This window comes from Mycoplasma tullyi (assembly GCF_014068355.1).
Classification (GTDB): domain Bacteria; phylum Bacillota_I; class Bacilli_A; order Mycoplasmatales; family Mycoplasmoidaceae; genus Mycoplasmoides; species Mycoplasmoides tullyi.
On the sequence record NZ_CP059674.1, the window covers coordinates 271,526 to 286,109 of the forward strand.

At 29.3% G+C, this 14,584-nt stretch carries 12 protein-coding genes; all 12 read left to right on the forward strand.

Translation table 4 applies throughout. The features are described 5' to 3' along the window. Positions 1-9: 9 nt before the first annotated feature. Positions 10-876, forward strand: coding sequence for a 5'-3' exonuclease (locus H3143_RS01150; RefSeq protein ID WP_182078998.1), 867 nt, complete (start codon positions 10-12; stop codon positions 874-876). A gap of 10 nt (positions 877-886) precedes the next feature. Next, entirely contained in the window at positions 887-1,711 is an 825-nt protein-coding gene (mutM, locus tag H3143_RS01155; protein WP_182078999.1) for a DNA-formamidopyrimidine glycosylase, read from the forward strand. After that, positions 1,692-2,294, forward strand: coding sequence for a dephospho-CoA kinase (gene coaE / locus H3143_RS01160; protein WP_182079000.1), 603 nt, complete (start codon positions 1,692-1,694; stop codon positions 2,292-2,294). The genes mutM and coaE overlap by 20 nt, the downstream gene beginning before the upstream one ends. 198 nt (positions 2,295-2,492) lie before the next feature. After that, positions 2,493-3,635 carry a replication initiation and membrane attachment family protein gene (locus H3143_RS01165; RefSeq protein ID WP_182079001.1) on the forward strand — a complete coding sequence of 381 codons (1,143 nt, stop codon included), beginning with the start codon at positions 2,493-2,495 and terminating at the stop codon, positions 3,633-3,635. Positions 3,636-3,652: 17 nt separating this feature from the next. After that, on the forward strand, positions 3,653-5,386 hold the full coding sequence (locus H3143_RS01170) for a hypothetical protein (protein WP_182079002.1): 1,734 nt from the start codon (positions 3,653-3,655) through the stop codon (positions 5,384-5,386). A 97-nt stretch (positions 5,387-5,483) separates the two neighbouring features. Then, positions 5,484-8,273 (forward strand): cation-translocating P-type ATPase, encoded by a 2,790-nt coding sequence (locus H3143_RS01175; protein WP_182079003.1) that lies wholly within the window; start codon positions 5,484-5,486, stop codon positions 8,271-8,273. Between the two features lie 150 nt (positions 8,274-8,423). Beyond that, complete coding sequence (gene asnS, locus H3143_RS01180; RefSeq protein ID WP_182079004.1) at positions 8,424-9,794, forward strand: asparagine--tRNA ligase; 1,371 nt, start codon at positions 8,424-8,426, stop codon at positions 9,792-9,794. Beyond that, positions 9,775-10,434, forward strand: a complete 660-nt coding sequence (gene pgsA, locus H3143_RS01185) for a CDP-diacylglycerol--glycerol-3-phosphate 3-phosphatidyltransferase (protein WP_228444806.1) — start codon at positions 9,775-9,777, stop codon at positions 10,432-10,434. Before asnS ends, pgsA begins: the two co-directional genes overlap by 20 nt. Before the next feature lie 5 nt (positions 10,435-10,439). Further along, positions 10,440-10,916 carry a hypothetical protein gene (locus H3143_RS01190; RefSeq protein ID WP_182079006.1) on the forward strand — a complete coding sequence of 159 codons (477 nt, stop codon included), beginning with the start codon at positions 10,440-10,442 and terminating at the stop codon, positions 10,914-10,916. Then, on the forward strand, positions 10,906-11,604 hold the full coding sequence (locus H3143_RS01195; RefSeq protein WP_182079007.1) for an IspD/TarI family cytidylyltransferase: 699 nt from the start codon (positions 10,906-10,908) through the stop codon (positions 11,602-11,604). The genes H3143_RS01190 and H3143_RS01195 overlap by 11 nt, the downstream gene beginning before the upstream one ends. Beyond that, positions 11,597-12,820 carry a hypothetical protein gene (locus H3143_RS01200; RefSeq protein WP_182079008.1) on the forward strand — a complete coding sequence of 408 codons (1,224 nt, stop codon included), beginning with the start codon at positions 11,597-11,599 and terminating at the stop codon, positions 12,818-12,820. The genes H3143_RS01195 and H3143_RS01200 overlap by 8 nt, the downstream gene beginning before the upstream one ends. A gap of 141 nt (positions 12,821-12,961) precedes the next feature. After that, positions 12,962-14,515, forward strand: a complete 1,554-nt coding sequence (locus tag H3143_RS01205) for an IgG-blocking protein M (RefSeq protein WP_182079009.1) — start codon at positions 12,962-12,964, stop codon at positions 14,513-14,515. Positions 14,516-14,584: the final 69 nt, after the last annotated feature.

Sequence of the window (14,584 nt, forward strand, 5' to 3'; positions counted from 1 at the left end):
ATAAAAAATATGAGCAGCACAAAAAAAGCGTTAATAATTGACGGTAATTCTTTAGTTTTTCGTGCATTTTATGCCACGCTTGGAATGTATGATTATGCAGTAAAAAACGACATTCGTCCTAACAATGGAATTAAGACAAGTTTAAAGATGGTAAACAAGATTCTTAATTCTGATCAGTACGATTATGCTCTTGTTGCATTCGATTCAAAAGAAAAAACTGATCGGGCTAAAATCTACGAAGGTTATAAAGCAACAAGAAAAAAACCTGTTGAAGGTTTAATTGAACAATTAGTTGCACTTCAAGATGGTTTTAAATATCTTGGTTTAAGTGTTTTAGCTTCACCAGGTATTGAAGCTGATGATTTAGTTGGTTCGTTTAGCACGCTTGCTAATAAAGATCAAATTACTTGTCATATCTACACATCTGATCAAGATATCTTTCAATTAGTTAATGAATATAATGTTGTACATCAATTTGTTAAGGGAGTAACTGTTTTTAACAGGATTGATGAATCTAATTTTCATGAACACTTTCATGATTTAAAACCAAGAGATGTAATTGAATATAAAGCGTTAGTAGGTGATAGTTCAGATAATATTCCAGGTGTAAAAGGGATCGGGTCAAAAACAGCTGTTCAATTAATCAAAGATTATCAAAATATTGATAATATTTATGCTAATGTTGATCGACTTAAACGAAGTGTTGCAGACAAATTGATTGCTGATAAAGCTAATTGTTATCTTTCTAAAGAGTTAGCAACAATTAGAACTGATTGTTTAATTGATCAAGATATCAATAACTTTAAACTTAAACCACTTGATACACAAAACTATCTTGCGTTTTGTGAGTATTATAAGATTAGTCATTTAGATTAGGTAAGAGATTATGCCAGAACTACCAGAAGTCCAAACGGTGATTAATTATCTTAAAACTAAGATTATTAATCACAAGATTGAAGATGTAATTGTTAACGCACTTAAAGTGTTAAAAAACAGTACTCCAAAAGAATTCAAGAAGTTTCTTGTCAACGAACGGTTTGTTGACATTAAAAGAATTGGTAAGTACATCATCTTTATTTTGTCTAATGACAAAGTGTTAGTATCCCATCTAAGAATGGAAGGTAAATATAAGATTAATGAGTTGAAATCTAAATATGACGAACGTCATGTATTAGTACGTTTTATCTTAGATGATTTTGAATTGTATTATCACGACACAAGAAGGTTTGGTACGTTTCATATTCATAGTATTACTGATTACAAAGATCAAGATTATTTAAAGAAATTAGCAATCGATCCTACTCAAGAAGAATGAGATTGGAAATATCTAAAGAATAATGCTAAGAAATCTTCAAGAGTAATCAAATCAGTTTTATTAGATCAATCTGTTGTAGCTGGGATTGGTAATATTTATGCTGATGAAATCTTATTCTTATCTAAGATTAATCCAGCTAAAAAAGCAAATGAACTAACTGATCAACAATTTAAAGAGATTAGTAAGAATGCAACTAAGGTTTTATTAAAAGCAATCGAATTAAATGGTACAACGATCTTTTCTTATCAGTTTAAAGAAAACCATGCTGGTTCTTATCAAGAATATTTAAATGTCCATCTGCAAAAAGACAAACCTTGTAAGGTTTGTAAAACACCTGTTAAAAAAACTAAATTAAATAATCGAGGAACTTATTATTGTGACAAGTGCCAAAAATAGAATCTTAGTTTGTTTATCTGGTAAATCATCATCTGGTAAATCGATGTTGATTAATTTATTAAAACAAGATGGTTATTACACAATCAATTTGGATGAATTAATTCACCAATATTATCAAAAAGGCCAATCAGGTTATGATTTCGTTGTTGACAATTTTGGACTAGAATATGTGGACGAAAACCAAGTAAATCGTAAGAAATTAGGTCAGTTGGTTTTTGCCAATCCTGATAAACTCAAGCTTTTGAGCGATTTTGCTGGAAAAATTGCGAAAAACCACTTAAAAAACCTAGATTATCACGGTCTAGTTATAGTAGAAGGGGCTGCTATCTACAATAACCAAGAAAGATATCAAGACATTTTTGATTACTTTGTTTTAGTAGAACGAGATGAAAAACTAATTCAGGAGTCGATTGCACAGAAATTCGCTTATTTAAAGGATTTTGACTTTAAAAAATGGAATCCAATTAAAGAAAATAAGGAATTTGAAGCAGACTTTTGCATCCAAAATAATGGTGATATCAGAATTGCTTATCAAGAGTTATTAAAATTCCTAAAAAAAATTAGTGGCGAATGTGAGTTGTAATCCCCAAATTGGGGAAAACTTTATAAAAGGCTTTAATCTTAAGCCCAGATAATGGGGATAATTTCAAGGCTTTAATTACCGTTTTGTTACCGTTCTTTTATCAAGATAAAAATCTCAATCATTAATTTTTTAGTTGCTTATACTTTTAATGTTTAACTTAATAAGTTAGCGGTCAGGTGTAGGTAATAAAGAGTAGATATGGTTGATTACGAAGAGTTATATGAGATTCATAAAATGAATGGTGGGGTTAGTGATTTTGGTCTAATCACTAACGTATATATTCATATCTTGGGTCCTCAAGCAACGATGTTTTATATTTGGTTATTAAACGATCACCAAATCTATTTAAACGAACGTTGAAAGAAAAATAACCTACCGTTATCACGTATTCTTACAAGCTTAAATATCTCTAAAAAACAACTAATTGATTTTAGAAACCTACTTGAAGGAATGAGCTTAATCAAAACTTATAAGGAAGAAAAAACGCTTGAAAAACAACTTATATATAAGTTTTGTTTAGCTAAGATGCTAGACTGAGATAGTTTAGTATCTCAGGAAGAAATTAAAAATCGAATTATTGCTAAGATCGGTCATGAAGAATACTTTAGATTAAGTAGTCTTTATTCAAATAAAAACATTGGTGGAAGCAATGTTAATGTTTCTTCTACATTCCACCAAGTGTATAAAAATAATAACAATACTGACCAAATCAGTCATATTGTGAGACCAATGAAAACTTTAGTAGATATCGACAAACTTGAGTTTGAAAATTTTGAATTTTCGCCAGAAACTAAAACTGCATTAGTTAATCTGTGCGAAAAATATAACCCAACAGAAGCTGAAATCAAAAATATTATCGACACTGCTGATGATATTAATGATAGCTTTGAATTAACTCGAGTAATTACTAACTATACTAATGAAATTGATCAAGTCGAAGATGATTCAATTCCTAAAAATATGGCTAGAAATGAAAGTTTTTATAGTAACTTCTGTTCTAGTGATTTAGAGATCAAAATTCTAAGAGAATACCGCACGATGAATAGTGAAAAATACTTAAGAGGAATCTATCGTCGTAATCTATTTGCTAGAGAAGTAGAGTTAATTGAAAAAATCAAAAAAGAACAAGATAACCGCGAACATATTGTTAATGCAATCTTAGACTTTGCAGCCCACTTCACTCTAACTGATCAAATTCAATTTGAATACGTAGAAAAAATTTCTAATACTTTAAAATTAAAGAATATTTCAAGATTAAATGATGCAGTTAAGTTTTTTAGAAAAACTTATTACAGTAAAAAGAATGCTAGTATAAAACTTGAATTGCAAAAACGTAACTAAAAGATCATAACGATCATATGGATAAAAATACAGATCAAATTAATAAGAACGAGTTAAAAAAAGAGATTGATAATTATTGTAAAGAACTGGTTAATTCTTATTCTGATTGGGCTAATCAGATAAAGGTTTTAACTGATCCAAAACAAATTCATAAATTATCTTTAAAATTCGGTAAAGAGATAATAGATTTAAATCAACAGATTACAAAATTAACAATAACTAATGGTATTAAACGTCCCGATTATTCAAAATATACTAAACCAAGAATTAGTAGTATTAATGCCACGTTAAAAAGAAGTTTAAATAAAACAAATTACGACTACATTTTTCAAAGTAGTTCGAGATCTGACTTTATTCAAAAAGAACAAGAATTTAAAACTCAACAAGCACTTGATAAATTAGAAAAAAACATTCATTCACAATTAATAACTGATGATTATCGTGATAAGAGATCGCATAACTATTTATTACATTGATATTCAAAATCATTAAAAACACCAGAGGAAGAGTTGCTGAAAAACAAGGAATTCGTTAAGTGTTTTATTGAATCGTGTATCGATTATGAAAATTGTTATGAGTTGAATTTTGATCAAAATAACAAATCGAGAAAATTAGAATATGCAACTTGTGCAGATTTAAATCATAAACACAAAAACATCCAGTGAGTCAATAAAAAATATAGTTTAACAACTGATAATTGTATTTTTTATATTCAAAAACCAATTAGAAAATTTTATTGAAATATTCACTATAAATATTTGCAAGACGATGCGTGAATATATGGTGAAAATAATGAAACACAATTAGCCAAGATAAATGATTTATATAATTCATATTTAAATGATCCAGTAAATAAAGAAAACTTAAAAATTTTCGGTAAAACTGATAAAAAAGTATGTGAATTTAATTTAAGTAAAGATACTCTATTAGGTTTTAAAGAAGAAAGTAAAATTCAACAATTTATTCAGTTTTTCTTAATTCATCAAGCTAAGTGACATAAGAAAATTTCTTATCTTAATTTTGAATATATTTTCAAAAAAGAAATAATGGATTTAGTGATTGAGGATCTCGATCTTAATAAACTAGATTACTTAGTTATTTATTTAAATAATTTAAATGGAATTAACTTTTTAGATCTAAAAATTTGACAAATAGTTGATTTTTTAAAAACTGTTAACAAAAACCTTAATAACGGATCTAAAGTAAAAATTATCTTCTTTAACAACATTAATACAAATAGGATCATTTCAAGATTAAAAAAATGATACCCACAAAATGATTATGAAGATTTAAAACAATCACTTGGTGAATTGTTTTTAGATAACAAAAATGTAGTTAATTTTTGATTTGCCAAAACTAAGAATAATAGTAAAAAAGAAATCGTTAATGCAGATATTCAAAATCAAGATATCGCTAAAATTGACGGTAAAAACGGGTTATTAGAGTTAAAAAACCTATTAGATAAACATGAACGATTTTTTAACGAACTACAAAATTTCATTGATAGCCATAAAGAATCAGAATTAACGAAAAAATCGTTAACTACTTATGTCAATTACGCTGTTAAATTGATTAGAGATATTAGCAGCTTTTTAAACGATATAAAAATTAATCCTATTGACGTACAAAGAAATAACGAAATGTGGACAAAAATCAAATTGATCTACAAGTTAGGTCACCTTGATAAAAACTTAAGTCGAAAAGTAGGTGAAGCAATTAACGATTCACTTTTCGGTTATTACTTTAATTAATCACAACTTAATTTGTAATCTACTTACTTTTTAGATATCTAAAAAAGTAAAATATAAATAATTCATTAAAGAAAATACTTTAAATTTATACATTCGAATGTCGGATAAAAAAATCGGATTAAGTAGTTCTGAAGCTTTAGAACGATATCAAAAAGATGGTCCGAATCAAATTAACATTGAGAAAAAGAAAAATTATTTCTTAGTTTTCCTATCTCAATTTAAAGATTTGATGATCATCATCTTATTAATTGCTGCTGTAGCATCTTTTGTTGTAGCAATACTAACAGGGATAAAACACAACTGAGATTTTAATGCAGATAACGGGACACTAAAAATTGAATTAGTTCAACCTTTTATTATTCTCTTTGTTATTGTCGTTAACTCGTTAATTGGAACCATTCAAGAAATTAAATCTGATCAAGCAGTCAAATCATTAAATAAACTAAATCTGACTAAAACTAAAGTTTATCGAGATAATAAGTTAATTAATGTTGAGTCAACTGAGATTGTTGTTGGTGATGTAATTGTATTAGAAGCTGGAGATGTAATTCCAGCTGACTGTAAGATTATTGAATCAAGTAATTTGTATTCAAATCAATCAATTCTTACAGGTGAATCATTGCCTGTTAAAAAGTATCAATATGATAATGATGACGAATCGAACTTACCAACAATTGAAAGAAACGATCATCTCTTTTCAGGTGCTTCAATTACAAACGGTCATGCTTTATGTGAAGTAATTGGAATAGGGATAAATACTGAAATTGGTAAGATCTCTTCATTAGTAAATAAACAAAAGAAACAACTATCTCCATTACAAATCAAATTAGAAAAGCTTTCAAAAGTTTTTGGTTATAGTGGAATCGCTTTATTCATTATTGCTTTCATTATTCAAATTATATTGAACGGTGTTGGTAATATTGAATCTACTTGACCAGCTGCTTTAGCTGCTGCTATCTCATTAGCTGTAGCTGCAGTTCCTGAAGGTTTAAGTACATTTGTGTCGATCATTTTAGCGCTTGGAGTTAAAAATATCGCTAAACAAAAAGCGATTGTAAAAAAACTTTCTTCGATTGAGACGTTAGGTTCAGCTGCAGTTATATGTTCAGATAAAACTGGAACGATCACTAAAAATCAGATGACTGTTGTTGGACTTTGAACCAAAAATGCTGAAGGTATAAAAGACTTAACTGTTGAACATAAAAAATTACTGATTAACTCAATTTTATGTTCAACAGCTAAGATTAATTTTGATGAAAACAATAAGATGGTTGAAGTGGGTGATACTACTGAAACCGCATTAATCAGGTTTGGTCTTGACAATCAGTTTTATCAAGCTAAAGATTATGCAAATTATCAGATAAAAGTAAATCCTTTTGATTCTGACAAAAAAATGATGTCGGTTCAGATTTTTGATAAAAATAAAAACACAGGACATTTAATTGTTAAAGGTGCTTTAGAATCGCTATTAAAAATTTCTAATAATCAAAATCATGATCAGTTTATTAATCAAACTAAACAATATGCTGATCAAAGTTATCGTACGCTTGTTGTTGGGATTAAACCAATTAGTAAAATCCATGATGATTTCTCAGAGATTGAAAAAGATCTTGAATTACAAGGAATTATTGCTTTAATTGATCCTCCACGAGAAGAAGTAATTTATTCTGTTAACTCAGCTAAAGCTGCTGGTATCAAACCAATCATGATCACTGGTGATGATCTTAATACAGCTAAAGCAATCGCTAAACAAGTAAATATTTATGATGAAAAAACTGATTTAGCAATCTCATCAAAAGAGTTAAATGAAATTGATGATCAAACCCTAAAAAGAGATATTGAAAAATACTCTGTTTATGCAAGAATGTCGCCAAAAGACAAGATGCGTATCATTGATGCATGGCAAGCTAATCATCAAGTAGTTGCAATGACTGGTGATGGTGTAAATGACGCTCCAGCACTAAAAAAAGCTGATATTGGTTGTGCGATGGGAATTACTGGAACTGATGTTGCTAAAGAAACTGCTGATATGATCATTGTTGATGATAATTTTGCTACGATTATCAACTCGGTTGAATCTGGTCGTAGAATTTATCAAACAATTAAAAAGGTTATCCAAAATCTATTAATTTCATCAGTAGCTGAACTATTAGTTTTCATCATTGGTTTAATTGTGATGGTACCAATTTATCGTCATATTATTAGTACAAATGCTGAGATAGGAACTAAATTAGCACTAATCAATCAAACTCCTGAAGAATTGTTTGCTAAATTCAGTTTATTATCAGCAGCGCAATTGTTGTGAATTAATATCTTAACTCATGGTTTTCCAGCAATTGCTTTGGGAATCCAAAAATCTAAAAATGACGTAATGAACATTCGTCCATACTATAAGTATGAAAATCTATTTGCTAGAAGAATGGGGATCGATCTATTATGACAATCATGCTTTATTGCTTTAATGTCATTAGTTGCTTATAGTATTGGAATTAATTATGCAATCTATTCAGATAATATAAATACCTTCAAATCATTTAATGAGATTGGTTCATCAATGGGCTTTATTGTTCTAGGAATTGCAGCTTCAATTCACTGTTTAAACTTAATGTCAGATCGATCGATCTTATTAAGTTCAATTAGATATTACTGATTAATCTATCTTAGTGCGTTATTTTCGGTTTCATTAATCTTATTAGTATCACTAATTGGACCAATTGCTTCAGTGTTTAGAATGGATGAACAATTTATTAATCGTCCCGATTTAATTGGTATTAGTTTAGGGATGGGTGTAAGTATAATTCCTGCGATGGAAATCTTTAAATTATTCATTAATTTCAGAACAACTCATCGCTTACCAATCACTGAATTTAAAATGATTACTAAATAGTTTAGTAGGACGAAATTTTAAGGAAATATCTTTTTTAAAATTTAACATCCTTTATAATTTAGTAATAAATTACTGATTAGAAATCAATTTAAATTTCTGGTCAAAATCAGATTTAAAAGAATATAAAAATAAAGATTCAAAGAGAATATTATGCAACTTATTGAAATTAAAGAATTGTTATCATCCCACTCAAAAAGAGAAGGAGAACAAGTTGTATTAGTTGGTAGTTTTAAATCGATTCGCTCTTCTGGAGCGATTGGTTTTATTGCTTTTAGTGATAGCACAGCACTTGAACCAGTACAAATTGTTTTCAAGAAAGAAAACACACCAAACTTTGATGAGATAAGTAGATTACCACTATCATCAATGATCTTAGTTAAGGGTGTAGTAAGAAATACCCCTGGTAAAAAACAACCGTTTGAAATCCAAGCATCTAAGATCGTGGTATTAAAAGAATCTGATCCTTCTTATCCTTTACAAAAGAAAGCTCATGGTAATGAATTTTTACGTGAAAACGCTCACTTAAGAGTTAGAACGAATAAATTCTATGCAATCATGAAGATTAGAAGTGAGTTAGCGAATGCCTTCTTTGAATTCTTTAAAAATAATGATTTCTTATATGTTCATGCGCCATTAATTACTTCAAATGACAGTGAAGGTGCTGGTGAATCATTTGAAGTAATCAGTCCTAATGATCCAAATTATTTCAGTACAAAAGCATCACTAACTGTGAGTGGTCAGTTTGCTGCTGAGGCATACGCTCAAGGGTTTAAACGTGTGTTTACTTTTGGACCAACTTTTAGAGCTGAAAAATCTCATACTTCTAAACATCTATCAGAGTTTTGAATGATCGAACCTGAAGTTTCTTTAATGGACTTGGATAAATTAACGATCCTAATTGAACAATGTGTTAAACACGCGATTTGTTACTTGTTTGATTATGCAAAACCTGAATTAGAATGATGTAATGAAAATCTTGAACCAGGATTAATTGATAAATTAAATATCGTAATTAATAGTGATTTCCCAAGAGTGGAATATCGTGAAGTAATTGAGATCTTAAAAAAAGCAGTTGCAGATGGTGTGGATTTTGAAGTTAAAGATATTCACTTTGGGATGGATCTTAAATCTGAGCATGAACGTTATATCTGTGAAAAAGTGTTTAAACGTCCAGTATTTGTCACCAACTATCCAAAAGATGTTAAAGCTTTCTACATGAAATTAAACGATGATAACCAAACAGTAGCTGCAACTGATTTACTTGCTCCTGGAATTGGTGAAATCTGTGGTGGTTCACAACGTGAAGATAGTTACAACAAGTTGTTAACTAGATGTCTAGAATTAGACATCGATCCAGAGTTTAACAAGTTGCAATGATATCTTGATCTAAGAAAATACGGATATTATCGTTCAGCTGGATTTGGTCTAGGGTTTGACCGCTTATTGATGTATGTAACTGGTTGTGACAATATCCGCGATGTGATTCCGTTCCCGCGTTTTCATGGGCAACTTGATTTTTAGAAATATTCCCAATATTCTTACCACAATTCGGATTATTATCTTAATCCCAATTTTAGTATTATTTCATTTCAGTTTATCTGATCAAAATACGATTTATCAGATCAACTTTTTTGATTTAACAACTCTTAGGATTAATCTTTATTTCCTTATTATTGGGATCTTGTTTGTAATTGCATCTTTTTCGGATTTTTTAGATGGATATTTAGCTAGAAAATATAAATTAATCTCAAACTATGGAAAAGTTTTTGATCCGATTGCTGATAAATTATTAATTAACTCTGTTCTAATTTATTTTGCTTATCTTGGAGTTGTTAACTTTTATTTGGTGATTTTATTGATTTTAAGAGATATTTATGTTGATGGTTTAAGGGTTTTTGTTTCAACAAAAAAGATTGTTGTGCCAGCAAATATCTTTGGTAAGCTTAAAACTGTTGTGCAAATGATTGCAATCATCATAACATTCTTTGTTGCTGGGCAGTTTGTTTTGAACAATACGATAGCTAATCAAGTCTTTAATATAGCTTATTATTTAGCCACCTTCTTTTCTTTATTATCTGGTGGAATTTATTCTTATCAGATTTATAAAAAATACCAAGAAAGTGTTAAGCAAACAAAAGTAGATGAAACACAAACGAGTTAAGTAAAATGATCGATTACAAAGATATAATTATTAACTATTTAACCAAGCATAATTGAACGATTGGAATTATGGAATCACATAGTAATGGGATCATTACTAATGCTTTATTATTAAATAATCAGTTAGATAAATTATTTAAAGGAGCAATGATTTTTAAAAACATCGATAGTGTTAATCTGTTTTTAAAAAGTAATCGTCGTTCTTTAATTAATCCAAAGCAACTTTGATCAACTGATCTGCATAATTATTTATCTGAAGTTGCTAGTGAATACTTTAATGCTGATTTAGTAATCAATTTTGTTCATTTTGATATAGAACAAACAAAACAATTAGTTTTTAGTTTCATTATTAAAGATCGCATTATTGTTCATAATGTTGATTTATCTAAATACCAATCAAATAACTACATTCAACCCGTTTGTATCTTAGTGTTAAATAAACTAGTTGAAGAATTAGTTTCATATCAGGAAAATGATCACTAAAACAGTTGGGATCATTTTAGCTAGTGGCAGTTCTACTAGATTAGGTTTAACTGACCAGTTAAAACAGTTTTATTTAGTCAACAACAAGATGATCTATGAATACAGTTTAGATCGTTTTTTAGCTTCTAATTTATTTGATCATATCTATTTAGTTGTCAACGAAGAACAACTAGATTTCATAAGAGATAAACACTCAAATAACTCTCTAATCAAAGTGATCAAAGGCTCTAAAATTAATCGTCATCTTTCATTTATTAATGCGATTAATGATCTAATTGCTTCTAACTACGATGATCACACCAAAATCATCGTTCACGATAGTGCTCGACCTAATATCAATCAACAAGTTCTTAATGATTGTTTAGACACTTTAAATAACCATCAGTGCGTCTCACTATATCAAGATATAGCTTCATCTCTTATTAAGATCGATCAGCAAAACCAATCCCAAGAGCACGTTGATCGTGATCAAATCAAAATGATCTACACCCCTCAAGGCACGTGATTAAAAACGATAAGAGATTTAGTTCACGATCAACAAAATCATTTAGATTTAACTGATTTTTTATTAAAATTAAAAGGAGTAAAAGCTCATTGGATTAAAACTAAAATTGATTGTTTCAAGATCACCACATTAGCTGATTTAGAACATTTTCAACTCTTAGTTAACAATAGAAAAGATGAATAACGTTTATAAAACCAATTTCGATTTAGTTGTAAGCGACAACAAAGTTTTTCGCTACGACGTGATAGAAGTTAAAGCTAACCAAATCATTGGTAGTTGTTATGTTAACAACTACCAACAATTATTTGAGTTAGCCATTAATTGTTCTTATCAAACGGATAATATTAATGCTTATGTTGATCAGTTTTATCTAGTAATCAAAGATGAAAACTTATATGATGATCTAAAAATGATCTTAGCGATCTGAAAACAAAAAGCGCCGTTAATTGATAATATTGGTTTTATGCTTAATGATAATATGATCTATCAAGCTAATAATCATCCTTGTGCTTGATATTATGTTTATATTAAAAATCAGTTAATGAAATTAATTGTGACTAGATCGCGATGAGATGATGAGAACGACGATATTAGTTATCGTTCAAAATACCAAGATCTTGAGCAGATTAATCCAACCTATGAGCCTAATAAATTAAAAGCAGAATACGAAGCTTCCAAAAAACAAAGAGAACGAGAGCTAGAATTTCATAAGCAAGAAGAGTTTGCTAAGCAAGCTAAACAAATAGAGCAAAATAGAGATTTTGATCAACAACAACCTGATTTAGAGTTACAAGAATATCGTAGAAAAAAACAAAGAGCTAGAAGTGATCAATATTCTTCTGATAGACAAAATTATGATAAACAAAAGTATGATAATCTAAGAAGTTTTAATCAAAATCAGGTTGATGATCTTGATCTTTTTGATGATCGTGATCAGTTGGGATCACTTAAAACAAGTGCATTTAATGATCAATCTGATCTGAAATCATACAACAGTTTTCTAAATAATGATGATTTTGGTAGTAGTAATAATTACCTAAATGATTTTGATTCAAAGTTTGATGATTCAAGTATGTCAATAGCAAAACTAGGATCAATAAGTGCGACTGGAATTAATGATTCATTAGCATCATTAAAACAACGAATGGATGATATTGATCAACAGATTGGTAATTATGAAAGTATCACCCGTGAATTAAGTGATCTAGCTAACAGTGATAGCTTTAGTTTTGATTACACGGATCATTCTACTAGTTCTACCCTTGGATTGAATGATTATGGACTAGATAGTAGTTCATCAATTACTTCTACAAGTGGACTAAAAGACTTAAATTCTTATGAATTTAATGAGTCAACCAAAGATATGTTGTTACACCACTCTGAAGACTTTAACGACTAAGATCGTGGTATAATTAGAGTAGCAAGATACGATGATTGATATTAACTAATTAACAGTTTTATTATTATTTGTTCTATTAGATAAATCTTAATGAACTGTTTAGATTAGCTAAAACAGCTATTAAACAACAAATATCAAAGCGTGAAACCAAGAAGTTTAAAAAAATATAAAAAATCCTTATTTTGAATCTTTGGATCAGTAGGTATGATCTCAATCCTTGTTTCTGGGATTGTTTATACTTCTGTTAAGATTTCAAATACGCTTAATCAAGACAAGCAGATTGCAGGTTCAAATTTATCACCTACTCAATCTAATCGTCTTATTGGTTTCCAAACGCTTACTAAGTTCAAAATTCAAGATTTAGACTTTGAATTACAAAGAAAAATCTATAGTTCAAGACTTAATTCTGCTGAATTAATTACTAAATCTGCTGTTGTATTAGATCAATCAACTCTACAAAACCACGATGGTGAAGTTGCTTCAGGACAACCTGCTCCTCAAGTTCCACCACCTGTTAGAATTCCAGCAAAAGAACAAACTGGTCACACCAGTGATTTTATCTCTGGTTATTCAGAAAATAACTTATATTACCAAACACCGTATTATTACAACGATCGGGTTTATATGCCGATCTTAGATTCACGTAAAACTTATCTAAGAAATGAACGAACAACCACTGATATTGGTTTAAACAATTACGAAGGTTGGATCACATCAGATCATTCTAGAGTTAACAATCGGGTTAATGTGTTTAATTATCGACCTTCACCTGAGTTGTTAGCTAAATATACTGATTTAGCTGCTGATAAATTGATCTTTACGATGACAATTGATCTTTATCAAGCTAACCCTGAAATGATCAATGAGATTTTAAAAGAATACTCACCTGATTTTGTCATCTTATCAAATGCTGATAGTCAAGTGATGAAGCAATTAGTTTTTCCAAGTTCGGTGAAAAAACTAACGATCAAATCAAATCTACTTGATCGCTTTGACTTTAGTTTAGCTAACACTGAAATTCAAGAATTAGAACTTTACACACCAAGATTGACTGAATACAATCCGTTTGCATTAAATCCAAACACACACTTAATTTTTGATAGTAATTACTCTAAACCGTTTACCTCAATTAACTTATATGGTGTGCCATTAACTCACCAACAAGTATTATCTGCATTAGAAGATGTTTTTGTTAGACGTCACTACGAACGTGCTTTACAAGGTTCTTTCTCTGGTGGATATATTAGTTCATTAGATCTATCAAATACTGGAATTACTTCATTAAGTAACTTGATGATTAAGAATATTAATCCTTACTATGATAGTTACACAATGAGCGTTAAATACAACTCAAACAAGAATGGTGAGATTGAACTTTTAAAAACTAATTCTTGGAAAAATCCTAATCCAGCTCCAGTTTCAACTCCAGCTGCTAGTTCACCAACAACTCCTACTGTTCCTAGTACTCCTGGTGATAGTACAATCAACGTTCAAGATAAAGATTTAGGACTATTAGTTTCATCTGAAGTAAAAGTTGATCCTCAAGTATTAATTAACGTTGTTAGTAAATACTTACATAACAATCCTAGGGTAAATGTTTTAGATATCTCTAAAGTGTCATTAAAATCAGGTAGTTTAGTAGATGTTGCTACTAATCTAAAAGCTAAAATTGATTATTTAAACGTAACAATTTAGACTTGGAATTTTTTGGTTCGAGTTAAATAACGATAATACGACCATATTATTATTTTCAGATATTGATTC